The organism is Rathayibacter sp. AY1F9 (genome assembly GCF_002932155.1).
GTDB lineage: Bacteria > Actinomycetota > Actinomycetes > Actinomycetales > Microbacteriaceae > Rathayibacter.
In genome coordinates this window covers 77,627-103,401 of sequence record NZ_PSVA01000001.1, presented here as the reverse complement: position 1 = coordinate 103,401, position 25,775 = coordinate 77,627, and the positions used below count along the sequence as shown (strand labels likewise).

Below are 25,775 nucleotides of genomic sequence, written 5' to 3'. Positions count from 1 at the left end.
TGTTACGAGTGCTCTTCGGCGAAGAGCCGGTCGAAGGCGTCGACGCGCCGGTCGGTGACCGTCGTGGGCGTCTCGAGGTGCACGGCGCCGCTGGGCACGAGGCCCGCGCCGCCGAAGCGCTCCATGACGCGCCACTGCGCGGCGACGTCCTCACCGCTGTGCTCCGGGGGCAGCTGCTCCCAGAAGTCGAAGCCGCCGACGGCCAGGAGGGCGTCGCGGCGGTAGAGGACGCACGCGCCCAGCCAGGCGACCCGGTACGCGCGCCAGGCGCCCTCCGGGACGTCGAGGCGGGCGGCGACGTGCGTGAGATTCGCCGCGTTGTGCAGCGGCCAGCGCTCGAACTCCGGGGTTCCGCGCCGCACCCGCTCGGGCTCCACGCGCTCCTCCCAGGTCTCGAACGACTCGGTCTCGTGCGGGCGCACGTCCTCGAGGTAGGACAGGCCCTGCACCGCGGAGCCGACGAAGCCGCAGTCGAGGCGCTCGAGGGCCTCGTGCAGCCGCGAGAGCGTGCCCGGCTCGAGCCACACGTCGTCGTCGAGGAAGAGGACGGCCGGGGCGGTGGCGAGGGAGAGGAGGTAGTGCCTCTGCTCCGCGAGCCCGCGCCGGGGCAGGTGCCGGCGCACCACCGGAGCCCGGCCCTGCGCCTCCAGCACGCGCAGCATCGCGAGGATCGTCGGGTCGCTCTCGGCGACCGCGTCCTCGGACTGGTCGCTCACGATCACGCGGAAGGGCGGGTCGTCCTGAGCGGCGAGTCCGGCGAGCGTGGCGGCGAGCTCGGCACGGCGGCCGACCGTCGGCACCAGCACGTCGATCAGCGGCTGCCGGGGAGCCTCCGGGACCCCCCAGCGCCCGGACCACCGGCGGCTGGTCACGGCGCGGCCGATCGGATGCGCTGGACCATCTCGGTCGTGGAGTGCTCCGAGACGTAGCCGACCGTGGTGACGACGCCCCCGTAGGAGCGCACGACGGCCGCCTCCGCGAGCATGTCGGGGTTGTAGTCCCCGCCCTTCACGTAGACGTCGGGCTGCACGCGCTCGAGCAGCGGGATGGGGGTGTCTCCGCCGAAGAGCGTCACGTAGTCGACGCAGCCCAGCTCGGCGATCACGCCCGCGCGGTCGCCCTCCGGGTTGATCGGCCGTCCCTCGCCCTTCAGCCGCCGGACGGAGTCGTCGTCGTTCACCGCGACCACGAGCACGTCGCCGAGCTCGCGGGCCTGGCGGAGGTAGGCGGTGTGGCCGCGGTGCAGGACGTCGAAGCAGCCGTTGGTGAACACCACGCGGCGACCGCGGCGCGACTGCTCCGCGAGGACCTCGACGAGGGCGTCCTCGCCGAGCACGACGGCGCCGGGAGCGGCGAGGGAGGCGAGCAGGTCGTCGCCCGAGCAGACGGAGGTGCCGGGGCGCTGCACGACCACGTCGGCGGAGGCCTGCGCCAGATCGACGGCGGTGGCCAGGGAGCGGCCGGCGGCGAGGGCGAGGGTGGCGGTCGCGGCGAAGGTGTCGCCGGCGCCGGACGCCTGCTTCTCCTCCGCTGGCTGAGCGAAGGTGCGGCTGACCGTGCCGTCGGCGTCGAGGGCGGTAGAGCCGTCCCGGTCGAGGGTGACCACGACGTGCCGGGCGCCCGAGCGGGCGCGCAGGTCGTCCGCCGCGTCGCGCACGGCGGCGGCCCGCTCCGTCCCGCGGCCGAGGGAGCCGCCGAGCAGCCGCTCCGCCTCCTTGGCGTTCGGAGTGACGAGGTCCGGCCGGGCGAAGGCCCAGTCGGAGAGCTCGTGCGCGTCGACCACGAGGAGGCCGGGGCGCTCGACGGCGAGCAGGCGCTCGACGGCCTCGCGGAGGATCCCCGAGCCGTAGTCGCAGACCAGGACGGCGTCGGCGCCCGCGGCGGCCTCGGCGGCGGCACCGGCGAGCAGGGCCAGCTCGTCGTCGGCCGGGCGGTGCGGGCCGGAGTCGACGCGCAGCATCACGCTGTCGCCGCCGACCACGCGGGTCTTGATCGTCGTCGCGGCGCCGGTGCGGACGACCCGGGAGGTGTCCAGGCCGGCCCGGTCGAGGGCGCGCACGAGCCGGTCGCCCTCGGAGTCGCGTCCGGCCACACCGACCGTGCGGACGACGGCGCCCAGCGCGCGCAGGTTGGCGGCGGTGTTGGCGGCCCCGCCCGCGACGTCGACGACGTCCTCGAGCCGCAGGACCGGCGCGGGCGCCTCCCGCGTGACGCGCTCCGCCTCGCCGAGCCACCAGGAGTCGAGGATGAGGTCCCCGATCACGGCGACGACCGGTGGGCGCTCGTGGACGTGCGCCAGGAGGGCGCTCGCCCGCTGGAGCGCCGAGCCCTCGAGGCTCATCGCGCGCCTCCCGGCAGGACGGGCAGGCCGAAGTGCACGACCGTGGTGGTGGTCATCTCGTCGAGCAGCTCCGGGCCGTAGCCGAAGCCGGAGCCGGATGCTCCGCGGGGCTGGGCGCTGCCGCCCGGCGCTCCTCCGAAGACGCCGTTGACCTTGACTGTGCCGACCGGCAGCGTCGCCGCGGCGCGGTGAGCGTGCTCCATGTCGGCGGTGAGGATCGAGGCGGCCAGGCCGTAGGGGCTCGCGGCGGCCAGGTCCAGGCCCTCGTCGAAGGAGTCGACGACGCGGATCGGCGCGACGGGCCCGAAGGTCTCCTCCGTCATCACCAGCATCGACTCGGTGCAGTCGGCCAGGACGGTCGCGGGGTAGAAGGTGCCGTCCCCGGGAGTGCCGCCGGTGAGGGCGCGCGCGCCGCTGCCGAGCGCCTCCGTGACGTGCTCGTGGACGGCGTCGCGCATGCGGGCGTCGACGAGGCGGGGGAGCGGGCCCGCGCTCCAGCGGTCGGCCTCGGCGACCAGCGCCGCCGTGAACGCCTCGGCGATGTCGCGGTGCACGTAGATCCGCTCGACGGAGGTGCAGATCTGGCCGGCGTTGGCGAAGGCGCCCAGCGCGGCCTGCTCGGCGGCCCAGACCGGATCGACGTCGCGGTCTACGACGAGCGCGTCGTTGCCGCCGTTCTCGAGGATCACGTGCGCGCCGGTGACGGCGGCGACCCGGGCGAGCGCGCGGCCGGTGGCGGTCGAGCCGACGTGGGCGAGGACGTCGACGCCCTCGGTGCGCGCCAGCTCGTCGCCGACCGCCCCGTCGCCCTCGACCAGGGTCAGCACGCCCTCGGGCAGCGCCTCGGCGAGGATGCTCGTGAAGAGGGCGCCCGTGCCCGGACTGCGCTCGCTCGGCTTGTGCACGACGACGTCACCGGAGACGATCGCGGCGCCCAGGAGGCCCGCAGCGACGGCGACCGGGTCGTTCCACGGAGTGAGGGCGAGCACGACACCGCGCGGGTGCGGCAGGGCGAGATCGACGTTGAGCGCCCCTCCGCGCAGGCTCCTCCCGCGGTGCAGCGGGCCGAGCTCGGCGTACTGGAGCAGCGTGTCGACACCGGCGCGGACGCCGCCCAGGGCGTCGCCGGCGGGCTTGCCCGTCTCCTGCGTGTTGAGGTCGGCGAGCTCCTGCTCGCGCTCGGCCACGCGGTGGGCGGCGGCACGGAGCAGGGCGCCGCGCTCGGCGGGCGCGGTGGCGGCCCACGCGGGGAACGCGGTCCGCGCGCGGCGGACGGCGTCGGCGGCGGTCGTGGCGGGGGTCGTGATGTCGATGGTCACGGTCACCTCTCGGTCGGGGGCGCCCGCGGAGTGGCGGACGCATCCGTCCGGTACCCGGGTGGTGCGCGCCTAGACACGCCGCCTCGGGAATCCGCCCCCGGATCGGCGACGGGGGCTCGCCGCCGATCCGGTTTCGGATCGGTCCCGGCGGGGAAGTGGAGGAGTGCACCGTCCCCGGAGCGGCGCCCGCGCGCCCTCCGCACCTGAGAGGAACCCGTCGTGGTCGCCATCGCCCCCCTCCGAGAGCCCTTCGCCGGAGTCGAGAGGATCGCCGTCCTGCGCGGCGGCGGACTCGGCGACCTGCTGTTCGCGCTGCCCGCCGTCGACGCCCTCGCGGCCGCCTACCCGGGAGCCGATATCACCCTGCTCGGGACGCCCGCGCACCGGGTCCTGCTGACGGGCGTCGAGTCGCCGATCGCCGACGTCGAGATCCTGCCGGTGGCGCAGGGCGTCCGCGACGGAGAGGGGGAGGACCCCCGGGTCGTCGAGGACTTCACCGAGCGGATGCGCGCGCGCCGCTTCGACCTGGCCGTGCAGCTGCACGGCGGCGGGCGCTACTCCAACCCGTTCCTCCAGCGCCTCGGCGCGCGCCACACGGTCGGGTCGCGCACCGACGACGCCGCGGAGCTCGAGCGCACGATCCCCTACGTCTACTACCAGCACGAGATGCTGCGGGCGCTCGAGATCGTCGGGCTGGCAGGAGCGCCCGCGACACGCCTCGAGCCGGCGCTCGCCGTGGATCCGGAGCGGCGGGACCGCCTCGCCGCGGCGCTGCCCGCGGGCGGACCGCTGGTGCTGATCCACCCCGGCGCGACCGATCCCCGCCGCCGCTGGCCCGCCGCCTCCTTCGCCGCCGTGGCGACGGAGCTGCTGGCGGACGGCGCGCGCGTGCTGGTGGTGGGCGACGCCTCGGACGTGCCCGCCGCCGACGAGATCGTCGCCGGAGCGCCGGGAGCGGTCTCCTGGGCGGGCGTCGTGGACCTTCCGGACCTCGCTCCGCTGCTCTCGCTCGCCGACCTCGTGCTCGGCAACGACTCCGGACCCCGCCATCTCGCCGCCGCGGTCGGCGCTCCGACGGTCGGGATCTTCTGGGTGGGCAACGCGATCAACGCCGCGGCCCTCGGGCGGCAGCGCCACCGGGTGCAGCTGAGCTGGACCACGCACTGCCCGGTCTGCGGGCGCGACGCCACGCAGGTCGGCTGGACCGCTCCGCGCTGCGAGCACGACGTCACGTTCGTCGGCGACGTGCGCGTCGAGGCCGTGCTCGAGGACGTCCGCGGGGTGCTCGCCTCCACCCGCTGAACCGCGAGACGCCACCTCGGTACGCGACGCGCCGGGGCGTGCGAACCGAGGCGGCGTCTCGCGGAGGGGGATCCGGGGCGCGCCCGGATCAGCGGATCACGGCCAGGACGGCTCCTCCTCGTGCGTGATGACGAGCTCGCGGACCTCGCAGCCGCGCGGCTGGCCGAGGACGAACATGACGGCGTTCGCCACGTTCTCCGGGTCGTTCAGCAGCGCGTCCGGGCCCGGCTTGTACTGCTCGTCGCGGTCGTCGAAGAAGCGCGTCTTCATGCCCGACGGGATCAGCGTGGTCACTCCGATCTCGCCCTTGGTCTCGGCCGCGAGCGCGCGGGTGAAGCCGAGCACGCCGAACTTCGAGGCGCAGTACGCGGTCGCGTCCGAGACGGCCTTGATCGCGAGCGAGGAGGCGACGGTGACGACGCGGCCGTGGGTCTCGGTGAGGAAGGGCAGCGCCGCCCGGACGACGGCCGCGGTGCCGAGGAGGTTGACGGAGATGACGCGCTCCCACTCCTCCGGCTCCACGTCGACGAGGCGGCCGCAGCGGTCGATGCCGGCCGCGGTCACGACGGCGTCGAGCCCGCCGTGCTCGCGGGCGATCTCGACGACCGCCTTCTCGGCCTCGCGGGTCTTCGCGACGTCGACCTGGTAGGCGGCGACGCCCTCCTTCACCGACGAGACGTCGCGGTCGAGCACGATCGGGGTGCCGCCGGCGGCGGCGACCGCGGCGGCGACGGCCGCACCGAGCCCGGAGGCTCCTCCGGTGATCAGGACGCGGCCGATGGGGGTGGGAGTGGTGCTCATGGTTTCCTTCCGGGGGTGGTCTGCGGGCCTCGTGGGCCGCGGGTCAGCCGACGCGCGCGAGCGCGGCGGCGAGATGGGTGGTCGAGCGGCCCGGGTGGTACGGCACGGTCAGGACCCGGCCGCCCCAGTCCGCCACCGTCGCCGTCTCGGGGAGGGACTCGGCGGAGTAGTCGCCGCCCTTCACCCAGACGTCGGGGCGGATGCGGCGCAGCGCCTCGTCCGGCGTGTCCTCGCCGAAGACCAGCACGGCGTCGACGCACTCGAGCGCGAGCAGCAGGTCGACGCGGTCGTCCTCGGGGATGATCGGCCGCGCCGCGCCCTTGAGGCGCCGGACGGAGTCGTCCGAGTTGAGGCAGACGATCAGGCAGTCGCCGAGAGCGCGTGCGGCGGAGAGGGTGCGGGCGTGGCCGGCGTGGAGCAGGTCGAAGCAGCCGCCCGTCGCGACCACCGTTCCTCCTGCCGCGCGGACGGACTCGGCGACGCGCAGGGCGTCCACCCCGCCGCCGTGGAGGGGTGCGGGGTCGGCGGGAGCGGACAGTGAGGCGACCCCTCCCGCGAGGAGGTAGGCGCCGGCTGCGGCGACCGCCGCCTGCACCGCCTCCGACGTGCTCGCACCCTCGGCGAGGGCGACGGCGGCGGAGGCGGCGAACCGGTCGCCCGCGCCGCACGGGTCGGTGGGCGGCACGGCGACGGCCGGTGCGACGACCGGGACGCCGGCGCCGCGGGAGCGCAGCAGGGCGCCGGAGGATCCCATCGTCACGGTGACCGCACCGCAGCCCCAGCGCTCGAGGAGGGTGGTCGCGGCGGACTCGGCGCGCGTCACTCCGCGGCCGACGGCTCCCGAGAAGGCGGTGGCCTCGGCCAGGTTCGGGGTGGCGAGGGAGGTGGCGGCGACCGGCTGCGAGCCCCGCGGGTGCGGATCCCACACCAGCGGCACGGTGAGCGCGTCGAGCGCCGTGCGGAGCGACGGCTCCTCGGTCAGGCGGCGGCCGTAGTCGGCGACGATCACGGCGTCGGCGTCGGCGAGCGCGGCGAGCATGGCGTCGGTGACGCCGGGGATGGGCGGCGTCTCGCAGCCGCGGTCGATCCGTACGACGGCCTGGCCGGAGGCGGCGACGCGGGTCTTCACCGGCGTCGGCGCTCCCGAGGGCCCGGCGACCAGGCGGACGCCGGACATCTCGGCGCGCAGCTCCGCCACGTCCGGATCCGAGTCCTCGGCGAGCGCGGTCACCAGCGTCACCTCGTGCCCGTCGCGGGCGAGCATCCGGGCGACGAGCCCGGCACCGCCGGCGCGGGCGCTGCGGGCCGACACGTCGACCACGGGGACGGGGGCGTCCGGGCTCAGCCGCTCGGCGGGTCCGGAGAGGTCGACGTCGAGCATCACGTCGCCGACGACGACGAGGCGCAGGCGGCTCACGCGGCGGCCGCCGTCCGCGCGCGGATCCGGTGCTCGAAGGCCCGGCAGAGCGCGTGCACGAGCACCAGCTGCGCCTCCTGCACATTGGAGCCGTGGCCCTCGAGGGCGATCGCCTCGTCGCAGAGCTCGGTGAGCGGGTTCGGCCCCTCGCCGGTCAGCGCCCACGACCGGGCGCCCGCCGCACGGGCGGCCTCCGCGGCGTGGAGGAGGTTCGCGCTGCGTCCGCTGGTGGAGAGCAGCACCACGACGTCCCCCGCCCGGGCGTGCGCGGTGACCTGGCGCGAGAACACGTGGTCGAAGCCGTAGTCGTTGCCGATCGCGGTCAGGCTCGACGTTTCTGCGTGCAGCGAGATGGCGGAGAAGGGGACGCGGTCGCCGTCGAAGCGGCCGACGAGCTCGGCGGTGAGGTGCTGCGCCTCGGCCGCGGAGCCGCCGTTGCCCGCGGCGAGCAGGCGCGCGCCGGAGTGCAGGCGGTCGGCGAGCTCGACGCCCCAGGCGGCGATCCTGTCGGAGTGGCGCTCCAGCTGCGCGACCGCGTCGAGCGCGCGCGCCACGTGGTCGTCGACGAGGCGCCGGGCGGCGTCGGCCGGGGTGTCCAGAACGGTGTCGATGGTCGCGGTGTCGATGGTCATCGTCGCGGAGCCGCCTTCCGGGTGGTGGGGGATGAGGGTGCGCTCGTGGCGCCGGTGAGGAGCGACTCGTCGCCGAGGCCGGCGAGGGTCGTGACGTAGGCGCGCTCGCTGTCGGCGGCGACGCGATCCCAGGAGTAGCGGGACTCGACGCGCTCGCGGCCGGCGGCCCCGTAGGCGCGGGCGCGGTCGGGGTCCTCCAGCAGCGAGCCGAGGGCGGCGGCCAGGGCGACCGGGTCGCGCGGAGGCACGTGGACCCCGGTGACGTCCTCGACCACGGTGTCGATCAGGCCGCCCACGGAGGAGGCGACGACCGGCACGCCGCAGGCCATCGCCTCGAGCGGAGTGATGCCGAACGGCTCGTACCAGGGCGCGCAGACCACGACGTCGGCCGAGCGGAGCATCGCGGGCATCTCGGTCTGCGAGAGCTGGCCGACGAAGTCGACACGGTCCGCGACGCCGAGGCTCTCGGCGACGCCGTGCAGCCGCTGGTACTCGGGGTCCGCCGTCAGCGCGTCGCCGGAGCCGGAGCCCCCGACCACGACGAGCTCGGCGTCGTGGCCGGCCGCGACCAGGTGCGCGAGCGCCTCGATCGCGATGCCCATGCCCTTGCGCGGCACCAGGCGTCCGATGGTCATCAGCCGCGAGCGCTCGCCGCGGGGCGCGACCGGGCCCTCGACCGAGAACCGGTCGATGTCGACTCCGCAGGGCACCACCGAGATGCGCGAGGTCGGCACGCCGAGCCCCTTGAGCTCGAAGGCCTCGTCCGAGCAGGTGGCGACGACGCCGTCGGCCTTCTGGCCCACTCCGGGCTCGAGCCAGGCGCGCTCCTCGGGGCTGGTGTCGAGCGCACCCTGCTGGCGGCGCTTGACCACGCCCAGCGCGTGGAAGGTGTGGAGGACGGGCACGCGCCGCCCGGTGGCGCGCTCCACCCGCTCGGAGGCGTCGAGCGCGGCGACCCCGGACATCCAGAAGTGGCTGTGCACGAGGTCCGGCCGCTCCTGCAGCCACTCCTCGGTGAGGTCGACGGCGAAGTCGCCCATGAAGGGCAGCAGCTCGTCCTTGGACACCCGGCGCGGCGGTCCGGCGTCGATGTGCACGACCTCGACTCCCGAGGTGAAGGGCACGCGCCGGGGGAGGGAGGGGTCGTCGCGGCGGGTGTAGACGACGACGCGGTGGCCGCGGCGGGCGAGCGCGTCGGCGAGCGCCGCCACGTGGACGTTCTGACCGCCGGCGTCGACGCCGCCGAGGGTCGCCAGCGGGCTCGCGTGCTCCGAGACCATGGCGATCGTCAGCGCCGGCGCGGCGGAGAGGTGCTGCTTCATCGGGTGCTCCCTTCCAGAGCGGGCTCCGGCGACCGGCGTCCGGGGAGGTCGGCGAGGACCTCGTCCCAGTCGCGGTGGAACCGGGCGAGGCCGTAGCGCGCGAGCGCGGCCTCGCGGGCGACGGCGCCGGCGCGGGCGGCCCGGTCCGGGTCCTCGACGAGCGCCCGGGCCGAGGCGACGAGGGCGTCGAGGTCGTTCGAGACCGCTCCGGCCTCGGGCGGGACGGCGCGCCCCGCCTCCGTCACGTCGAGCGCGACGACGGGCATCCCGAGGTGCATCGCCTCCAGCAGTGCGAGGCCGAGGGAGGTCCATCGGAACGGGTGCAGGTAGACCCGGCGGCGGGCCAGGGCCCCGTGCATCGCCTGCGTGCGGACGTCGCCGAGGACCGTCACGTCCTCCAGGCCCGGCAGCTCGGCGAGCCGGTCGGTCTTCATCCCGAAGACGTCCAGCGGAGCGACCGCGCCGAAGCGGGGGAGCAGGTCGGTCCCGGCGACCCGGCCCCGGCGGACGGGCTCGTTGACGACCACGCCGAAGTGCGGCAGCTCGCCGGTGTAGAGGGGACCCGGGTCGTGGATCCCGTGCTCGATCACCGTCGTCCGCGTCGATCCGGTGTCCCACATCAGGGCGTTGAAGTGGGTGACGTGGACGATCAGCAGGTCGTCGCGGTCGGCGAACGGGTGGCGGTTGTCCGGCACGTCCCCGCGGGGGGTGTTGTGCTCCACGTAGACGGCGGGCACGTCGCGGCCGAGGCGTCGCCCGAGCATGCGCTCGGCCTCGGCGAGCTCCTCGGGCCTCTGGAGGAGGACCGCGTCGACGTCGGCGTCGTGCAGCTCCTCGGGGGCGATCTCGACGGCGCTCGGCCAGTCGCGGCCGCCGGTGCCCAGGCCCCAGCCGTCGCGGGCCGGAGTCGTGGGGAGCAGGTAGGTATGGGCGCCGCGGACGAAGGCGTCCGCCCAGCCGCCGTGCACGTGCCAGAGCAGGATCCTCATGCGATGGCCTCTCTCGGGGAAGTCGTGGGTCGGAGTCGGAGGGCGGCGGCGACCGCCTCCTCGGCGCTCACCCCCGCGAGGCAGGGATGGCCGGGGACGGGGCACACGCGGGCGCGCGAGCCGGCGCAGGGCGCCTTCTGGTCGCCGAGCAGCGCGACCGGGACGCCGTAGGGCGCCCAGCGCACGGCCGGGACGACCGGCGCGAAGAGGCTGACCATGGGGGTGCCGACCGCGGCGGCGAGGTGCGCGGGGCCGGTGTTGCCGCAGATCACGACCTCGGCGCCGGCCAGCACCTCGGCGGCGCCGGGGAAGTCCGTCGCCCCGCCGAGGTCGATGCCGCGGGAGCCCGCGACCTCGGCCGTGAGGGAGCGCTCGCCCGGGCCGCCGGTGACGACGACGGCGAGGCCCGCGTCCGCCAGCAGCTCGACGGCGCGGGCCGCGTTCGCCGCGGGCCAGGCGCGGGCGGGGACGGCTGCCCCGGGGTGCACGACCGCGTAGGGGCCGATCCCCTCGAGAGCGGCGGGCAGCACGCCCTCGCGGCGCACGCGGAGCCGTCCGTCGTCGCCGGCGGGCAGCGCGAAGCCGGCCGCCGCCGCGATCGCGAGCGCGCGCTCCGGCTCCGGCTGGTCCTCCTCGAGGGTCTCGCCCGGGACGAGGCGCACATCGAGCAGGGCGCCCGCGAAGTCGACCGAGGCGCCCGTGGTGCGGGCGACACCGGCGAGGCGGAGCAGCAGGGCCAGCGGAAGCGGCGACTGGTGGAAGGAGGTGAGGATCACGGCCTCGTCCGGCGCGAACTCCTCGACGATCGCGCGCAGCTCGTCGACGAGCTCGGCGTCGACGGGGCGGGAGGCGTCGCCGATCCACGGGCACCACCAGGTGCGGACGGAGGAGGGACCCGGCAGCAGCGCGGCCGCGGGCGCTCCCTGCGGACCGCTCAGCAGCAGCACCTCGGCGTCGGCCGCGATCGCGCGGACGGCGGGTCCGCACAGCAGGACGTCTCCCGCGCTGTCCAGGCGGGCGACGAGCACGCGGCGCCTCACTCGGCGTCCTCGTCGGGCTGCATCGCGAGCAGCAGCTCGACCGCCTCGAGGAGCGTCGCCGCCTGCAGCGGAGCGGCGTCCACCTCCTCGGCGCGGGTGACCGGAGTCGGCACCAGCACTCCACGGGCGCCGGCCGCGGCGGCGGCGCCGACGTCGGCCCCGATGTCGCCGATCACGGCGAGGGACCGTGCCGGCAGTCCCAGCTGCTCGGCGGCGCCGAGAACCATGCCGGGCCGGGGCTTCCGGCAGGAGCAGTCGTCCTCCGGGCCGTGGGGGCAGAGCATCCACACGTCGAAGCCGCCGAAGAGCTCGTCCACGCGCCGGTTCACCGCGTCGGCCTGGCCGCGGTCGATGATCCCGCGGGCGATCCCGGACTGGTTGGTGACCACGCCCACGGCCAGCCCCGCCTCGCGCGCCCGCTCGACCGCGGCGAGGGCGGTGGGCATCGGGGAGACCTGCGCCGGGTCGCCGTTGTAGGGCACGTCGACCACGAGCGTCGCGTCGCGGTCGAAGAGGATCCCCCGCAGGCGCGGGGCCCTCGCGCGCTCGTCGGCGCTCCGGGAGGAGGAGTCGTTCACCTTCTCCTCGTACCCCTCGACCGGGGATGTAAACCCCCTTCCGGAGAAGTCGGTCCCTCCGGGCGCGTCGCTCGCATCTGCGGGCGGCGCGTCTGAGGTGCGCGCAGCGGGGTACGGGGACTCCGACAGAAAGGAGGCGCCGTGCGCGCTCTCACCGCCCCGGACGGGACTCCGGAGATCCTCGCGCTGCGCGCCCTCAAGCTCGGCGACCTGCTCGTCGCCGTCCCGGCGCTCAAGGCCCTGCGCCGCGGCTTCCCGGACCACCGGCTGATCATGGCGACCACGCCCTGGCTCGAGCCGATCGTCGACCTCGTCGAGGGCCTGGACGCGCTCGTGCCCACCCTCCGCGGACTCGACGACCCGCTGCCGATGGCCGCCGGCCGGGTCGAGCTCGGCGTGAACCTCCACGGCAACGGCCCGGAGTCGCGGCTGCGGCTGCGCGAGATCGCGCCCGAGCGCACGCTGGAGTTCCGCGTCCCGGCGCTGGACCCGGGCGCGGGCCCGGAGGACCCGCGGCCGCTCTGGATCGACGGCGAGCTCGAGCGCGCCCGCTGGGCCCGGCTGGTGAACTCGATCGGTCTCGACGCCGACCCCGAGGACGTCGCGATCGCCGTCCCGGAGGAGCCCGCCTCGGCCCCCGGAGCCGCCGTCGTGCACATTGGGGCCTTCTACGGCTCGCGCGAGTGGCCGGAGGAGCGCTTCGCCGCGGTGGCCCGCGCCCTCACCGCCGAGGGGCACCGCGTCGTCTACACCGGGGGCGCGAACGAGGCCGACCGCGCCCGCCGCGTCGCCGAGCTCGCCGGCACGGGCGAGGTGCTGGCGGGGGAGCTCGCGCTCAGCGGGTTCGCCGCGGTCGTCGCGGCCGCCAAGGTCGTGGTGACCGTCGACACCGGAGCCGCGCACCTCGCCTCCGCGTACGGCGTCCCCTCGGTCGTGATCTTCGGTCCGGCACCGCCCGAGGCCTGGGGCCCTCCGGCCTCGGGTCCGCACGTCGTGCTGACCGACGCCTCCCTCCGCCGCGGCGATGTCTTCTCCGCCGAGCCGGACCCGGCGCTGCTCGCGGTCCAGGTCGACGACGTCCTCGCCGCCCTCTCGTCGCTCCCGTCGCGTGCCGAGGCCCACCTCAGGCGGACTTCAGCCGCGTCGCCGGTCGGACCGGAGTGACCGTGGCCACGCGGGCCCGGGGAGCGCGCGGCTGATGGCTGCGCGAGGGGGCGCCGAGGCGGTCGGCGAGCTGCGCGAGGATCCGCCGCTGCAGGCGCGAGACCTGCATCTGCGTCGTCCCCAGGGCGTCGGCTATCTGCTGCTGGGTCCGCTCCTCGACGAAGCGCATGCGCAGGAGCTCGCGCTGGCCCTCCTCGAGCTCGGCGAGGGCCTCGGCGAGCCCGTGCCGCCGGTCGATCTCGAGCAGCCGCTCGTCCTCGCCGCCGAGGGTGTCGCCCAGGCCGACGCCGCCCTCGCCCACGGTCTCGTCGAGGGAGAGCGGATGCCCCGCGAGGCGCGCGTCGGCCACCTCCGTCGCGTCCACTCCGAGGCGGCGGGCGATCTCCTGGTCGGTGGGGTGACGGCCGAGCTCCTGCGCGAGCTCGTCGGCGACGACGGCGGAGCGGCGGTGCAGCTCCTGCACGCCGCGCGGCGGCCGGATCATCCAGCCGAGGTCGCGGAGGTGGCGCTTGAGCTCGCCGGTGATCGTGGGGACGGCGAACGCGGCGAAGCTGTCGCCGCGCTCGGGAGTGAAGCGGCGGGCGGCCTTCACGAGGCCCACGTAGGCGACCTGGCGCAGATCCGCCCAGTCGCCTCCGCTCCTGGAGACCCGGCGGGCCATGGCCTCGGCCAGGCCCAGGTGGTCGAGCACGATGCGCTCGCGGATGCGCGCGCCCTCGGCGGCCTCCGCGCTCACCGCGGCCTGGAAGAGCGAGAGCGTGCGGGCGTCCTTCTCCTCCCGTGCCGCCTCGGTGAGGGCGCTCGGGCGGTCGGTGCGGGGGTCGAGATCGATCGTGCTCATCAGTGCTCCTTCCGGGCACGCTCGCGCGGAGGCCCGGCGCGGCCTGCGGTGCGGCGCTCGGGCCCTCTCGACGAGAGGCCCGGGGTCAGCGCACCACTGCTCCTGCTCGCTCGGGGAGTCCGTTGACTCGGAGCAGTGCTGTCCGGTAGAAGCAGTCGCCGCGAGGCGCGCACCGTGCCCGGGGCGGAGGCGCCACGGCCCCCGCGATCCCGGGCGCCGCACCGGCTCCCGCCGGTAGGATCGGCCTCGTATGTCTGAGCTCACCCCGCCCCTGGAAAGCGCGCCGGACGCGCACCCGTTCACGACCGCGACCGGGAGCGACGTCCGCGTCCGCTTCTGCCCCTCGCCGACCGGGACCCCGCACGTCGGCCTCATCCGCACCGCCCTGTTCAACTGGGCGTACGCGCGCCACACCGGCGGCACGTTCGTCTTCCGCATCGAGGACACGGACGCCGCCCGCGACAGCGAGGAGAGCGTGGAGCAGATCCTCGACGCGCTGCGCTGGCTGAAGCTCGACTGGGACGAGGGCGTCGGAGTCGGCGGCCCGCACGGCCCGTACCGGCAGTCCGAGCGCACCGATGTCTACCTCGACGTGATCGCGCGCCTGACGGCCTCGGGGCACCTCTACGAGAGCTACTCCACGGCCGAGGAGATCGACGCGCGCAACGAGGCGGCCGGCCGCGCGAAGCAGCACGGGTACGACAACCACGACCGCGATCTCACCGAGGAGGAGCGCGCCGCCTTCCGCGCCGAGGGCCGCGCCCCGGCGCTGCGCCTGCGCGTGCCGGACGCCGACCTGTCCTTCGACGACCTGGTCCGCGGCCCGATCACGTTCCCCGCGGGCTCCTTCAGCGACTTCGTCGTGGTGCGCCCCAACGGCCAGCCGCTCTACACGCTGGTGAACCCGGTCGACGACGCAATCATGCAGATCACCCACGTGCTGCGCGGCGAGGACATCCTCCCCTCGACCGCCCGGCAGATCGCGCTGTACCACGCGCTGATCGACATCGGAGTGACGACCTTCGTCCCGCGCTTCGGGCACCTCCCCTACGTGATGGGCGACGGCAGCAAGAAGCTCTCCAAGCGCGATCCGTCCTCGAACCTCTTCCACCACCGCGACCGCGGCTTCATCCCGGAGGGCCTGGTCAACTACCTCGCCCTGCTCGGCTGGTCGCTCACGCACGACCGCGACGTCTTCTCGATCGACGAGATGGTCGCCGCCTTCGACGTCGCCGACGTGAACCCCAATCCGGCCCGCTTCGACCTCAAGAAGGCCGAGTCGATCAACGGCGACCACATCCGCCTCCTGGCCGTCGACGACTTCACCGAGCGGACGATCCCGTACCTCGTGGCGGCCCGAGTGCTCGCGGGCGAGCCGACCGCCGAGCAGCGCGCGGTGCTCGACGCCGCCGCGCCCCTCGTGCAGGAGCGGATCGGCCTGCTGGGGGAGGCCCCCGGGATGCTCGGGTTCCTCTTCACCTCCTCCGACGCGCTCGAGTACGACGAGGACGCGCTGAAGGGCCTGCCCGCGAACGCCGGCGAGGTGCTCGCCGCCTCGATCGGCGCTCTCGAGCTCGTCCCCGCGTCCGAGTGGCTGACGGCCTCGATCCAGGAGGCGCTCGCCTCCGCGCTGATCGAGGGCCTCGGCCTCAAGCCCCGCATCGCCTACGGGCCGCTGCGCACCGCGGTCTCCGGGCGCCGCGTCTCGCCGCCGCTGTTCGAGTCGATGGAGATCCTCGGCAAGCAGGAGTCGATCGCCCGCCTCGACCGCCTGGGCGCTCACCTCGGCGCCTCCCGGCAGGCCTGACCGTGGCGGAGACGGTCGGCGGACGCTACGACGTCGTCGTGATCGGCGGGGGCCCCGCCGGGCTCTCGACCGCGCTCAACCTCGTCCGGGCGCGCCGCAGCGTGCTGCTGCTCGACAGCAACCGCCCGCGGAACGCCGCGACCCTGCACTCGCACGGGTTCCTCACCCGCGACGGCATCTCGCCGCTCGAGCTGCGCCGCCTCGGCCGCGAGGAGTTCGAGCGCTACGAGGCCGCCGAGGTGCACAACGCCCTGGTGACCTCGGTCGAGCGCTCCGGCGGCGAGTTCGTCGTCGGCGCCCGGGGCGTGCGCGGCAGCGCCGACCGCTCCGTCGTCGCCACCGCCGTCGTGGTCGCCGCGGGACTGCTCGAGACGCCGCCCGCGCTCCCGAGCCTGCGCGCCTACTACGGCACCGCCGTGCACAGCTGCATGGAGTGCGACGGCTACGAGAAGGCGGGGGAGGCGCTCGCCCTGATCGGCGAGACCGACGACCTCGCGGAGCGGGCCATGCTCCTCTCGCAGTGGTCGACCGACCTGATCGTCTTCACCAACGGCGTCGGGACGGTGAGCGACGCCGACGAGTCGCTGCTCGCCTCCATCGGCATCCGGGTCGACCGGCGCCCGGTCGCCGACCTCGCCGGGGAGCGCGCCGAGATGACCGGCGTCCGCCTCGTCGACGGCGACGTCGTCCCGCGCACCGGGGCGTTCGTCCGCCCCGTCTGGACGCCCGCGCTGGACTACCTGGACGCGGCCGGCCCCGACCGCGACGCCGACGGCTTCCTCCGCGTCGACGCCGGTGGCCGCACGTCCGTCCCCGGCCTCTACGCAGCCGGCGAGGTCACCCCTCCCGGCCCGCAGCAGCTGATCGTCGCCGCCGGATCGGGCGCCCAGGTCGCCTCCGCGATCAACCGCGACCTCGTCCGCGCCCGCCTCGGCGAGGCCGCCCCGGAGTCCGAGGGCAGCGTCGTCCGCGGCTCGATTTGAGCGGGATGCCCGCGTAGGGTACTGTCGTCTCTCGGCGCTCGGGTCTCGATCCGGTCGCCGACTGGTCCCGGGATCACCTCCGGATGACCATTGGGGTATGGTGTAATTGGCAACACGGCTGATTCTGGTTCAGTTGTTCTTGGTTCGAGTCCAGGTACCCCAGCACTGATCTCCTCTGCGGCACTCCGCGCGACGCCCTCGTTCGTGGCGTCCTCCTCCGGGCCCGCCCCCTCGTGATCCGCTCTCGGCGGCGTCCGCAGTATCCCCCCTCCGGCCGACGCGGCCGTCCGAGGCGCTGTGACACGATGGAACCTGTACGTCTCTCAGGTACCCGCGTCGCGCGGGTCGGACGAAAGGTCGCCCGCCCATGGAACCGGATCTCCTCTGGATCGTCCTCGCCGGAGTCGCCGTCGGCGCACTCCTGCTGATCGCCCTCATCGGCTTCTTCCTCTTCCGCGCCTGGTACCAGGTGCCGCAGGCCGACGAGGCGATCGTGATCGTCGGGAAGAAGCAGAAGGGCGAGGACGGCCTCACCTCGAACATGACCGTCATCACCGGCGGCGGCGCGTTCGTGAACAAGCTGACCCAGCGGTCCGACCGCATCTCGCTGCGCTCCCGCCAGATCAAGATGGAGCCGGTCGCGCAGACCAAGAACGGCGTGACCATCCACCTCGCGGGCGTCGCCCTGGTCAAGATCGGGTCCACGGCCGACCAGGTCCGCGCCGCCGCCGAGCGCTTCGCGTCGCAGGACCAGTCCATCGACGTCTTCACGACCGAGCAGCTCGAGGGCGCCCTCCGCGGCGTCGTCGCGAAGCTCAGCGTCGAGGAGGTCATGCAGGACCGGCAGAAGCTGGGAGACGAGATCGCCGAGGGCATCAAGGGCGACCTGCTCGCCCAGGGCCTCGTCCTCGACTCCTTCGCCATCCAGGGCGTCACCGACCGCAACGGCTACATCGAGGCGCTCGGAGCGCAGGAGATCGAGCGCGTCCGCCGCGAGGCCGACGTCGCGCGGATCAACGCGGCCCGCGAGGTCAAGGCTCGCCAGCTGGCCACGGACGAGGCGAACCTGATCGAGCAGACCGCCTACGACAAGAACACCGCCGCCGCGAAGTCCGAGGTCGGCCGCGCCAACGCCGAGGCCGAGCAGGCCGAGAACCTGGCCCGCGCCGAGCGCGAGCAGGCCGTCCTCGTGCAGCGCGCCGAGAACCGGCAGGCCGAGCTCGACGCCGACGTCAAGCGCGTCGCGGACGCCGAGAAGTACCGCCGTCAGACCGAGGCCGACGCCGACGCCTACGGACGCGAGAAGAAGGCCGAGACGGACCGCCAGGTCGCGCAGCAGGTCTCGGACGCCGAGGCGTACGCCGTCCAGCGCCAGGCGGAGGCGCGCCAGGCGTCCGCCTCCGCCGAGGCCGCCGCCGTGAGCGCCCGCGCCGAGGCCGAGGCCCACGCACTGCGGGCCAAGGCGGGCGCCGAGGCCGAGGCGCTGCGCGCGAACGCGACCGCCGAGGCGGAGGCCATCCGCGCGAAGGGCGAGGCGAGCGCGGCGGCCATCGCGGCCGAGGCGGAGGCGCTCCGCGAGAATCAGGAGGCGATCCTGGGTCGCGAGCTCATCGGGCAGCTGCCCTCGCTCATGGCCGAGTTCGCGAAGGGCTACCAGAACGTCGGCTCGGTGACGCTGATCGGCGGCGACACCGCCGGCACCCACATCGCGCGCGAGCAGGCGGCGGGTCTCGCCGCGACGTTCGACAGCGTCAGGTCGGCGACCGGCGTCGACCTCGGCGCGATCCTCCAGGGCCAGGCCTTCGGCCGGGGGATGGCGACCGGCGGCACCGTCGTTCCGACCGGCGCGTCGGTGGCGACGGGATCGAGTGACGCCCCGCGTCCGTCCGGCACCGGCGACCCGACCGCCGTCGCCTCCACGAGCTGACCGCAGGGTCCCGCCGATCCCCGGCGGTTCCACCACTGCCGCCGCCGTGCTCGTCGGTGGGCGCCCGTCGGCGTCCGCCCTCGAGCACGGCGTGCGGCGTTCTACGCGACCGGGTCGTGCCCCTTCCCGGAGTCGAGCAGCCCCCGCTCAGGCCAGCGGCTTGCGCATCTGCAGGGAGGTCGTCTCGTAGCCGAGCGACTCGTACAGCGCCCGCGCGGCGGTGTTGAAGCCGAACACGTTCAGCGCGAGGGCGGAGCCGCCGCGGGAGCGGACGTGCGACTCCGCGAGCACCATCGCCGCCCGGCCGAGGCCGCTGCCGCGCTCGGCGGTGTCGATCTGCACGTCCCAGACGTACCCGACGCCCTCGAGTCCGCTCGGGTGCGGGCCGAGCCAGAGCGACCCGACCGCGCGGCCGTCCTCGGAGACGAGGAGCACGTCGTGCCCGGCGGCGGGGGAGCAGCCCGGGAAGTACTTCTCGTACGAGGCGTCGGCGTTGCGCGTCGCGGCCGCCTCGTCGTCGCCCGCGCGCATCCGGTCCTCGATGTACGCCGAGCGCTGCACCCGCATCCAGATGGCGAGAGCGGCGGCGGGCATCGGCTCGAGCGTGACGGTCATCCCCTCACGATCCCACTCCTCACCGCCCCCCGCGATCGATCCGTCGTGAACGGCCCGCACGGGATCCGCGGACGGGCCGCTCGCGCCGGCCCGGATCAGTCCGGGGTCCGCTCCGCGTGCTTCCGCTTCCCCAGGCGGGTGGCGAGGAACAGCAGCGTCCCCACGACCACGTAGCCCGCTGTCGCCAGCCAGACCACGCCCGTCTGCTGCGTCAGCAGCACCACGCTCGCGATGGTCGCGAGCACCGGCACCACCCGCGGCACGGAGTAGTGGGCGTGGTCGACGCGGTCCTTCTTCAGCACCAGCACCGACACGTTCGCCGCGATGAACACCAGCAGGAGCAGCAGCACCGTCGTCTCGGCGAGCGTGCCGACGTCGCCGATCAGGCTGAGCAGCATCGTCACTCCGCCGACGACCACGATCGACACCCACGGCGTGCGGCGGCCCGGCAGCACCTTCCCGAAGGCGCTCGGCAGCAGCCCGGAGGTGGCGAGCCCGAAGCCGACCCGCGACGCCATCACCATGAACAGCAGAGCGCCGTTCGCGATGGCGACGAGCGCGATCAGGCCGAAGAGCCACGGCGGCACGGCCACTCCGCTCGCCGCGACCACGTCCAGCAGGGGGCCGCTGGAGGCAGCGAGCTCGTCGTTCGGCAGCACGATCACGGCGCCGAGCGCGATCAGGAGGTAGACCACGGCGGCGGTGATCAGCGCACCGAAGAGGGCCCGCGGGTAGACCTTCGAGGGGTTCCGCACCTCCTCGGCCATGTTCGCCGCGGCCTCGAAGCCGAGGAACGAGAAGAAGGCGACGATCGAGGCGGCGAACGCCCCCTGCAGCGGAGCGACGTCGGGGTTGAACTCGAGCACGCGGGAGGCGTCGCCGTCGCCGGAGCCGAAGAAGACCGCGGCGCAGACGATGACGATGACCAGTCCGCTCACCTCGATCACCGAGGCGACCAGGTTCGCCGTCAGCGACTCCTTCACCCCGCGCAGGTTCACCAGGGTGAGGATCGCGATGAAGACGATCGCGGTGGGGATCGGCGGCACGTCCAGCAGAGCCCCGAGGTAGTCGCCCGCGAACGCGTTCGCCAGGGAGGCCGCCGTCGTGATGCCGGAGGCCATCATCAGGAAGCCGATCAGGAACGAGAGGTACGGCTTCCCGAACGCGCGGTCCACGTAGCGCGCCGCCCCTCCGGCGTGCGGGTACTTGGTGATCAGCTCGGCGTACGTGCCCGCGGTGAGCAGGGCGACGACCAGCGCGATCAGCAGCGGCAGCCAGATCACGCCGCCCACGTCCTCGGCCATCGTGCCGACCAGGGTGTAGATGCCGGCGCCGAGCGTGTCGCCCACGATGAAGGCGAACAGCAGCGGCCCGGTGATCACCCGCTTGAGCGACGCCTTCCCGGGAGCGGTCTCGGCGGTGTCCGTCGTGTCGGTCATCCGGACACTCCACCGAAGCGAGGGGTTCGAGCGCAAGCCTCGCCGCCCGATCGCTGCGAGATTTCTCATCATCGCGACCCGTGTGGCAGGGGCCCGGGCGGCGAGGCCTCCCACCGCGCGCTGATCCCGGGACTCGGGCGATCGGCCGTATCAGAGCGAGCGGACCCGGTGCGCACAGGGTGAACAGGGGGCGACCGCGCGTGCCGCCGCGCGCCCGCACTGGGTAGGCTGGAGCGCTTCGTCGTGAGTGGAGCGGTCGCGGAGGAATCATGGGCAAGAAGCGCAACCAGGGACGATCCGGAGGCGGTCAGAGCGGTTCCGGCGGTCAGGGCGGCGGCCGTACGGCCGAGACCGCGCTGATGGTGCGGTTCCGCAGCTGGTACCGCTCGCACCTCGCCGAGGTGGGCATGCAGCACGAGCACCTCGAGGCCGACGAGGCCGTCGAGGTGCTGACCGACCTCTTCGCGATGACCCGCGACCTGCGCCCGCGCGGCTCCTTCGCCCAGCCCGACGCCGAGCTGCTCGAGGCCGTCTTCGACCAGATCGAGGCCGACCTGTCGGGGGAGGAGAGCGAGGCCGACCTCGACGACACCCTCTTCACCGTCGCCGAGGTCGTCGAGCACTTCCTCGACTTCCTCACCGACGAGGACCTCTGGACCGGCACCGACGAGGAGCTGGACGAGTGCCAGGCCGTCCTCGACGAGGTCCTCGACCTCGCCGGCTCCTTCGTGGAGGCCGTGCTCGACGACCTCGCCGAGCTCGACGAGGTCCCGGCCGAGGAGCAGCTCTCCGCCGTGCGCGCCACCGCTCTCGTGCACGCCGCCGACGTCGTGGTCGAGCACCTCGCCGCCGACGACGGCGCGACCCTCACCGAGCGCGCCGCCCGCGAGATCGCGGTCGAGGCGGGCATCTCCTCCGCGGGATCCACCCCGAGCGACGACTCCGTCCGCATCCCGGTCTCGGCCTGGTGGGACGCGCTGGTCGGCTCGGCCGTGCTCGAGCAGGAGGGATCCGCCGCAGGTCTCGGCGAGGCCGCCGTGCTCTGGCGCAGCTCCGACGCGCACGAGGCCGCCGCCGAGCGCATCGCCTACGTCGCCCGCTTCCTCGAGCAGTGGATCCTCAGCGCCCAGACCGCGCTGGCGGCCGCCGACACCGAGGACGGCGCCTTCTCCCCGGAGGAGCGCGCGGTCACCACCACCGACGCCGTGCTGGTCCGCATCGCGGTCGCCTGCCAGGCCGAGATCCACCCGGGCCTGGTCGTCGGTGAGCTGGTCGACGAGCTGGCCGCCGACTCCGGAGTCTCGCTCGACGAGGCCCTCGACGAGCGCGAGCGCATGGTCGGCACGGCCGAGCGGATGCTCGACGACACCGCCGAGCTCGGGCTGCTGCTGCACTCGCCCGAGTTCGGCTACGCGGTGCCGGAGGGCCTCGCGCCCGTCCTCGCCTCCGTCGTCCGCGCGACGGTCGTCCTCCTCGGCGAGCGCGAGGCCACCCGCCTCGAGATCCTCGACGAGGCGACCCAGGACACGGCGACGGCCTACGCGCTCCACGTCGCCCTGCTCGGGACCAAGCCCGTCGTCTGGCGGCGCCTCGAGCTCTCCTCCGAGTCGTCGCTGCGCGATCTGCACCTCGCGCTCCAGCTCTCGCTGGGCTGGACCGACGCGCAGCCGCACTACTTCAGCGTCGGCGTGCCCGACGAGGAGCAGGCTCCGATCGGCTCGCCGTCCGACGCGGAGGAGTTCGGCGCCGACCTCGTGGACGAGGCGGGCGTCGCGCTCGCCGAGGTGCTCGAGCAGGAGCAGGACGAGCTCTTCTACGTCTACGACCTCGAGGACGAGTGGCGCCACGTCATCCGTCTGGAGTCGATCGCGCCGCTGTCGTCGGCTCTGCCGCGCTGCACGGGCGCGCGCGGCGCGGCTCCGCTCGACGTGCCGGGAGGCCCCGCGGCCTGGGCCGACACGGTGCGGGCGGCGACGGACCCGTCCTCGGCCGACCACGCGGAGGCGCTCGAGGCTCTCGGCCTCGCCGCCGGAGCCTCGTTCGATCCGGCCGCGGTCGACGTCGACGGCATCAACCGCTCGCTCGGACTCCTGCGCTCCGCGGTCTGACGCCCCGCCGGAGGGCATCACCGGAGGAGGCCCCGCTCCCGCTCACCGCGGGCGGCGGGGGCCTCCTCCGGTGCGGGGCGTCACAGGGTGAGCAGCAGCTTGCCGATGTGGCCGGAGGAGCGCATCACGTCGTGCGCCCGCTCGGCCTCGGCGAGCGGGACCACCTCGTCCACCACCGGTCGCACCGTCCCGGCGGCGACCAGCGGCCAGACCTCCGCGCGCACCTGCGCGACGATCGCGCGCCGCTCCTCCAGGGGCCGGGCGCGGAGGGTCGTGGCGTGCACCGCCCCGCGCTTGCGCATCAGCACCCCGAGATCGAGCGAGCCCAGCGCACCGGACTGGTTGCCGATGAACACCACGCGCCCGCCCACGGCCAGCGCCTCCAGGTCTCGCGCCAGGTAGTCGCCGCCGACGGGGTCGAGGATCACGTCGACGCCGAGCCCGCCGGTCGCCTCGCGGATCCGCTCGACGAAGTCCTCCTCGCGGTAGTCGATCAGGACGTCGGCGCCGAGCGCGCGGCACGCCTCGAGCTTGCGGGCGCTGCCGGCCGTGACGGCGACGCGGGCGCCGAGGGCGGCGGCGATCTGGATGCCCGTGGTCCCGATCCCGCTCCCGCCGCCGTGGAGGAGGACGGTGTCGCCGGATCCGAGCCCGGCCACCATCACGAGGTTCGACCAGACGGTGGACGTCGTCTCCGGGAGGGCGGCGGCCGAGACGAGGCCGACGCCGTCCGGCACCGGCAGCACCAGGCCCGCGTCGACCGCGACGTACTCCGCGTAGCCGCCGCCGGAGAGCACCGCGCAGACCTCGTCGCCCTCCGCGAACCCGGTCGCGTCCTCGCCGAGCGCGACGACCGTGCCGGACACCTCCATGCCGAGGATCTCGGAGGCGCCGGGCGGCGGCGGGTAGACCCCGCCGCGCTGGCTGAGGTCGGCGCGGTTGACGCCGGCGGCCGCGACGCGGACGAGGACCTCGCCGGGTCCGGGGGAGGGCGTCGGGACCTCCTCCAGCACGAGTCGGGAGTCGGGGCCGGGGTTCTCGATGCGGATCGCCTGCATGAGGGGGATGCTACGCCGCGGGCCTCGGCGCTCGCGGTGCTCCCGCCCGGCGCAGGGCCGGCTCAGCGCTGCTCCGCCAGGAACGCCAGCACCGCGTCCTTGAAGCCCCGCGCGGGCACGGTGCTGGTGTGGTCGCGGCCGGGGACGCTCACGAACCGCGCCCCCGTCTCCGCCGCCAGCAGCTCTCCGCCGGGAGCGATCGGATCCGCGCCGCCGGTCACGAGCAGCGTCGGCAGGTGGGGATGCCGCCCGTGCTCCGGGTGCGCCCCGCCGCGGACGCCGTCGGCCACCGCCACCAGTGCCGCGAGGTCGTTGCCCTGCACGCCCTCCGCCAAGCCGATGAAGGCGCGGGTGAAGCCGTCGTCGATCTCGCCGCCGGAGGCGACGCGGGCCCGGGCCGCCTCCGCGTCGAAGGAGCGGAGGGGCTCGCCCACCGTCAGCCCGCCGAGGCTCAGCGATGCGAGCCGCTCCGGGTGCTCGAGCCCCAGCACCCAGCTCATCCGGGCGCCGAGGGAGTAGCCGAGGACGTGGGGCGCGTCGAGGTCGTAGGAGTCGAGCACCCGCACCAGGTCGGCCACCATGGCGTCCACGCCGTAGGAGTCGGAGTGGTGCGGCTTCTCGCTCGCGCCGTGCCCGCGCTGGTCGAGCGCCACGACGCGGTACCCGGCCCGGTGCAGCGTCCGCAGCCAGCCCGACGTCTCCCAGTTGAGAACGGCGTGGGAGGCGAAGCCGTGCACGGCGAGGACGGTCGGGGCGCTCTCCTCGCCGACGGAGTAGGTGGCCAGCCGCACTCCGTCGTCGGCCACGACGTACACGGGCGGAGGGAAGGCGATCACTCCACCACCCTGCCCGCCGCCGCGACGTGGAGGGGGCACCGGGCCGCGGACACGCCGGGCGGAGTCCCGGGAGCGGGGAGCCGTGCGGACCGGGGTGCCCCGACGGTCAGCGCGGCGGACGGGTGGAGCGGGCGAAGGGCACGGCGATCCAGAGGCGCACGGTGCGTCCCCGGCCGGACCGGATCCCGAGGACGACGCACAGCACGAGGTTGAGCACGGCCAGCGCGAGGATCGCCGAGATCGTCGCGAGCGGCCAGTCGGCGCCGAGCGAGTCGCGCACCGACACCAGCGCGAGGTGCAGCGGGACCAGCATCAGCTGGAGTGCGAGGTAGGTGAGCTGCCAGTTGACGGCGACCAGGCCGTTCCGGTCGCTGAGGGTGCCGATCCGCCGCCGCGACCCCCACACCATCACGGTCGCCGTGAGGGAGATCACAGGGGAGATCACCACGAAGCCGGCGAGCGCCGAGAGCCCGGCGAACCAGACGGCACGGGCGCCCTTGCGGTCCCGGGTGCGGTGCCGCAGCTCGTCGTCGTCCATCGCCGCCTCCTCGCGCCGGGACCAGTCTCGCACCCGCCCCCGCGTCGAGGCGGGGGATCGCCCCCGAGTTCCGGGGGTTCCCCGGATGGGGCGGGTCCGGGCGCGTCCGTAGCGTGGAGGCATCGCCGGAGCACACCGGCAGCACCGTCGGCCCGCCCGGCGGCACCGCATCCCGCCGGGCGACCGGCACCCGAGAAGGAGCACACCGTGACCACCGACGACCGCACCGCCCGCCTCTCCACCCCGGCCGACGAGCAGCCGACCGTGGACCTGGGCGCGACCGCCGTCCTCACCGAGGAGCGGCCGTCCGCCGGAGAGCGCCCCGCCGCCGAGGAGTCCGCCTCCTCGCAGCAGGCCCGCGCCCCCTACGGCACCCCCGCCGTCCCGCCCGCGGCGCTCGCCCCGGCGCCCTCGACCCCGTTCTCGCTCACCAGCCTGATCCTCGGCGTCACCTCCGTCTTCTTCGGACTGACCGTGATCGCTCCGGCCGCGGGCCTCGTCTTCGGCATCCTGGGCCTGCGGAGGGAGCCGACCGGCCGCACGCTCTCGATCTGGGGCATCGTGCTCAACTCCGTCATGCTCGGCCTCGTCCTGCTCTTCGCGATCGCCGTGCTCGTCGTGGTCGTGCTCGTTCCGCTCGCGGCCCTCGCGTCGGGCAGCGACTACCGCTGATCCGCCGCTTCCCGCGTCCCGCGCCTCCTGTCCGCTCCGGCGGCGG

23 protein-coding genes and 1 tRNA gene are annotated in these 25,775 nt (G+C 74.9%); 8 read left to right on the top strand and 16 right to left on the bottom strand.

Going from position 1 to position 25,775, the window contains the following annotated elements; translation table 11 throughout:
- Nucleotides 1-2: 2 nt before the first annotated feature.
- Genes C5C37_RS00505 through C5C37_RS00495 form a run of 3 tightly spaced genes read right to left on the bottom strand, consistent with a single transcriptional unit; the run spans nucleotide 3 to nucleotide 3,660 of the window.
- Nucleotides 3-872 carry a glycosyltransferase family A protein gene (locus C5C37_RS00505; protein WP_219814456.1) on the bottom strand — a complete coding sequence of 290 codons (870 nt, stop codon included), beginning with the start codon at nucleotides 870-872 and terminating at the stop codon, nucleotides 3-5.
- Nucleotides 869-2,341, bottom strand: coding sequence for a D-glycero-beta-D-manno-heptose 1-phosphate adenylyltransferase (gene rfaE2, locus C5C37_RS00500; RefSeq protein WP_104268719.1), 1,473 nt, complete (start codon nucleotides 2,339-2,341; stop codon nucleotides 869-871). Before rfaE2 ends, C5C37_RS00505 begins: the two co-directional genes overlap by 4 nt.
- Nucleotides 2,338-3,660: an aldehyde dehydrogenase gene (locus C5C37_RS00495; RefSeq protein WP_258063235.1), complete on the bottom strand. Its 1,323-nt coding sequence runs from the start codon at nucleotides 3,658-3,660 to the stop codon at nucleotides 2,338-2,340. The genes rfaE2 and C5C37_RS00495 overlap by 4 nt, the downstream gene beginning before the upstream one ends.
- 219 nt (nucleotides 3,661-3,879) lie before the next feature.
- Between C5C37_RS00495 and C5C37_RS00490 the strand changes: the two genes are divergently transcribed.
- A complete protein-coding gene (locus C5C37_RS00490; protein ID WP_104287962.1) occupies nucleotides 3,880-4,962 on the top strand; it encodes a glycosyltransferase family 9 protein in 1,083 nt (360 codons plus the stop codon).
- Nucleotides 4,963-5,058: 96 nt separating this feature from the next.
- Here C5C37_RS00490 and C5C37_RS00485 read toward each other — a convergent pair whose 3' ends face one another.
- From C5C37_RS00485 to C5C37_RS17295, 7 genes are read right to left on the bottom strand one after another with little or no spacing between them, the layout of a single operon-like run.
- The gene (locus tag C5C37_RS00485; RefSeq protein WP_104233229.1) at nucleotides 5,059-5,763 is read right to left on the bottom strand and encodes an SDR family oxidoreductase; all 705 of its coding nucleotides are present in this window, start codon (nucleotides 5,761-5,763) and stop codon (nucleotides 5,059-5,061) included.
- Between the two features lie 43 nt (nucleotides 5,764-5,806).
- The gene (locus tag C5C37_RS00480; RefSeq protein ID WP_104338310.1) at nucleotides 5,807-7,171 is read right to left on the bottom strand and encodes a PfkB family carbohydrate kinase; all 1,365 of its coding nucleotides are present in this window, start codon (nucleotides 7,169-7,171) and stop codon (nucleotides 5,807-5,809) included.
- A gap of 5 nt (nucleotides 7,172-7,176) precedes the next feature.
- A complete protein-coding gene (locus tag C5C37_RS00475; protein WP_104247441.1) occupies nucleotides 7,177-7,812 on the bottom strand; it encodes an SIS domain-containing protein in 636 nt (211 codons plus the stop codon).
- Nucleotides 7,809-9,104: a glycosyltransferase gene (locus C5C37_RS00470; RefSeq protein WP_104338309.1), complete on the bottom strand. Its 1,296-nt coding sequence runs from the start codon at nucleotides 9,102-9,104 to the stop codon at nucleotides 7,809-7,811. The genes C5C37_RS00475 and C5C37_RS00470 overlap by 4 nt, the downstream gene beginning before the upstream one ends.
- Nucleotides 9,105-9,130: 26 nt before the next feature.
- Nucleotides 9,131-10,123, bottom strand: a complete 993-nt coding sequence (locus C5C37_RS00465; protein ID WP_104338257.1) for a glycosyltransferase — start codon at nucleotides 10,121-10,123, stop codon at nucleotides 9,131-9,133.
- Complete coding sequence (locus C5C37_RS00460; protein WP_219814455.1) at nucleotides 10,120-11,163, bottom strand: glycosyltransferase family 9 protein; 1,044 nt, start codon at nucleotides 11,161-11,163, stop codon at nucleotides 10,120-10,122. Before C5C37_RS00460 ends, C5C37_RS00465 begins: the two co-directional genes overlap by 4 nt.
- Complete coding sequence (locus C5C37_RS17295) at nucleotides 11,160-11,741, bottom strand: HAD family hydrolase (protein WP_104309436.1); 582 nt, start codon at nucleotides 11,739-11,741, stop codon at nucleotides 11,160-11,162. Before C5C37_RS17295 ends, C5C37_RS00460 begins: the two co-directional genes overlap by 4 nt.
- A gap of 141 nt (nucleotides 11,742-11,882) precedes the next feature.
- On the opposite strand from C5C37_RS17295, the gene C5C37_RS00455 reads away from it, so the two are divergent.
- Nucleotides 11,883-12,905: a glycosyltransferase family 9 protein gene (locus C5C37_RS00455; RefSeq protein WP_104338256.1), complete on the top strand. Its 1,023-nt coding sequence runs from the start codon at nucleotides 11,883-11,885 to the stop codon at nucleotides 12,903-12,905.
- Here the strand turns inward: C5C37_RS00455 and C5C37_RS00450 are convergent.
- Nucleotides 12,865-13,746, bottom strand: coding sequence for a sigma-70 family RNA polymerase sigma factor (locus C5C37_RS00450; protein WP_104226266.1), 882 nt, complete (start codon nucleotides 13,744-13,746; stop codon nucleotides 12,865-12,867). The two genes, C5C37_RS00455 and C5C37_RS00450, sit on opposite strands and share 41 nt — an antisense overlap.
- A gap of 250 nt (nucleotides 13,747-13,996) precedes the next feature.
- Between C5C37_RS00450 and gltX the strand changes: the two genes are divergently transcribed.
- The 4 genes from gltX to C5C37_RS00430 all read left to right on the top strand — a co-directional run bounded on the left by gltX (nucleotide 13,997) and on the right by C5C37_RS00430 (nucleotide 18,463).
- Entirely contained in the window at nucleotides 13,997-15,553 is a 1,557-nt protein-coding gene (gene gltX / locus C5C37_RS00445; protein ID WP_104338255.1) for a glutamate--tRNA ligase, read from the top strand.
- A gap of 2 nt (nucleotides 15,554-15,555) precedes the next feature.
- The gene (locus tag C5C37_RS00440; RefSeq protein WP_104276156.1) at nucleotides 15,556-16,536 is read left to right on the top strand and encodes an NAD(P)/FAD-dependent oxidoreductase; all 981 of its coding nucleotides are present in this window, start codon (nucleotides 15,556-15,558) and stop codon (nucleotides 16,534-16,536) included.
- Nucleotides 16,537-16,627: 91 nt separating this feature from the next.
- Nucleotides 16,628-16,699, top strand: a tRNA-Gln gene (locus C5C37_RS00435).
- A 204-nt stretch (nucleotides 16,700-16,903) separates the two neighbouring features.
- Nucleotides 16,904-18,463 carry an SPFH domain-containing protein gene (locus C5C37_RS00430; protein ID WP_104338254.1) on the top strand — a complete coding sequence of 520 codons (1,560 nt, stop codon included), beginning with the start codon at nucleotides 16,904-16,906 and terminating at the stop codon, nucleotides 18,461-18,463.
- Between the two features lie 147 nt (nucleotides 18,464-18,610).
- Here C5C37_RS00430 and C5C37_RS00425 read toward each other — a convergent pair whose 3' ends face one another.
- Nucleotides 18,611-19,078 (bottom strand): N-acetyltransferase, encoded by a 468-nt coding sequence (locus C5C37_RS00425; RefSeq protein ID WP_104338253.1) that lies wholly within the window; start codon nucleotides 19,076-19,078, stop codon nucleotides 18,611-18,613.
- A gap of 95 nt (nucleotides 19,079-19,173) precedes the next feature.
- Nucleotides 19,174-20,517: an APC family permease gene (locus tag C5C37_RS00420; protein WP_104226270.1), complete on the bottom strand. Its 1,344-nt coding sequence runs from the start codon at nucleotides 20,515-20,517 to the stop codon at nucleotides 19,174-19,176.
- A gap of 269 nt (nucleotides 20,518-20,786) precedes the next feature.
- Between C5C37_RS00420 and C5C37_RS00415 the strand changes: the two genes are divergently transcribed.
- Entirely contained in the window at nucleotides 20,787-22,625 is a 1,839-nt protein-coding gene (locus C5C37_RS00415; protein ID WP_104262696.1) for a plasmid pRiA4b ORF-3 family protein, read from the top strand.
- 80 nt (nucleotides 22,626-22,705) lie between these two features.
- Here C5C37_RS00415 and C5C37_RS00410 read toward each other — a convergent pair whose 3' ends face one another.
- The 3 genes from C5C37_RS00410 to C5C37_RS00400 form a co-directional block, all read right to left on the bottom strand.
- Nucleotides 22,706-23,683 carry an NAD(P)H-quinone oxidoreductase gene (locus C5C37_RS00410; RefSeq protein WP_104338252.1) on the bottom strand — a complete coding sequence of 326 codons (978 nt, stop codon included), beginning with the start codon at nucleotides 23,681-23,683 and terminating at the stop codon, nucleotides 22,706-22,708.
- A 62-nt stretch (nucleotides 23,684-23,745) separates the two neighbouring features.
- A complete protein-coding gene (locus C5C37_RS00405) occupies nucleotides 23,746-24,519 on the bottom strand; it encodes an alpha/beta fold hydrolase (protein WP_181127334.1) in 774 nt (257 codons plus the stop codon).
- A gap of 106 nt (nucleotides 24,520-24,625) precedes the next feature.
- Nucleotides 24,626-25,057 carry a DUF4870 domain-containing protein gene (locus C5C37_RS00400; protein WP_181065463.1) on the bottom strand — a complete coding sequence of 144 codons (432 nt, stop codon included), beginning with the start codon at nucleotides 25,055-25,057 and terminating at the stop codon, nucleotides 24,626-24,628.
- 207 nt (nucleotides 25,058-25,264) lie between these two features.
- Between C5C37_RS00400 and C5C37_RS00395 the strand changes: the two genes are divergently transcribed.
- The gene (locus tag C5C37_RS00395) at nucleotides 25,265-25,729 is read left to right on the top strand and encodes a DUF4190 domain-containing protein (RefSeq protein ID WP_104226275.1); all 465 of its coding nucleotides are present in this window, start codon (nucleotides 25,265-25,267) and stop codon (nucleotides 25,727-25,729) included.
- Nucleotides 25,730-25,775 lie beyond the last annotated feature (46 nt).

Bases quoted from the DNA above. Each gene is read 5' to 3' on its own strand.
- rfaE2 (WP_104268719.1), bottom strand. From the start codon at position 2,341: ATGAGCCTCGAGGGCTCGGCGCTCCAGCGGGCGAGCGCCCTCCTGGCG.
- C5C37_RS00485 (WP_104233229.1), bottom strand. From the start codon at position 5,763: ATGAGCACCACTCCCACCCCCATCGGCCGCGTCCTGATCACCGGAGGA.
- C5C37_RS00475 (WP_104247441.1), bottom strand. From the start codon at position 7,812: ATGACCATCGACACCGCGACCATCGACACCGTTCTGGACACCCCGGCC.
- C5C37_RS00465 (WP_104338257.1), bottom strand. From the start codon at position 10,123: ATGAGGATCCTGCTCTGGCACGTGCACGGCGGCTGGGCGGACGCCTTC.
- C5C37_RS00450 (WP_104226266.1), bottom strand. From the start codon at position 13,746: ATGAGCACGATCGATCTCGACCCCCGCACCGACCGCCCGAGCGCCCTC.
- gltX (WP_104338255.1), top strand. From the start codon at position 13,997: ATGTCTGAGCTCACCCCGCCCCTGGAAAGCGCGCCGGACGCGCACCCG.
- C5C37_RS00430 (WP_104338254.1), top strand. From the start codon at position 16,904: ATGGAACCGGATCTCCTCTGGATCGTCCTCGCCGGAGTCGCCGTCGGC.
- C5C37_RS00425 (WP_104338253.1), bottom strand. From the start codon at position 19,078: ATGACCGTCACGCTCGAGCCGATGCCCGCCGCCGCTCTCGCCATCTGG.
- C5C37_RS00420 (WP_104226270.1), bottom strand. From the start codon at position 20,517: ATGACCGACACGACGGACACCGCCGAGACCGCTCCCGGGAAGGCGTCG.
- C5C37_RS00415 (WP_104262696.1), top strand. From the start codon at position 20,787: ATGGGCAAGAAGCGCAACCAGGGACGATCCGGAGGCGGTCAGAGCGGT.
- C5C37_RS00410 (WP_104338252.1), bottom strand. From the start codon at position 23,683: ATGCAGGCGATCCGCATCGAGAACCCCGGCCCCGACTCCCGACTCGTG.
- C5C37_RS00400 (WP_181065463.1), bottom strand. From the start codon at position 25,057: ATGGACGACGACGAGCTGCGGCACCGCACCCGGGACCGCAAGGGCGCC.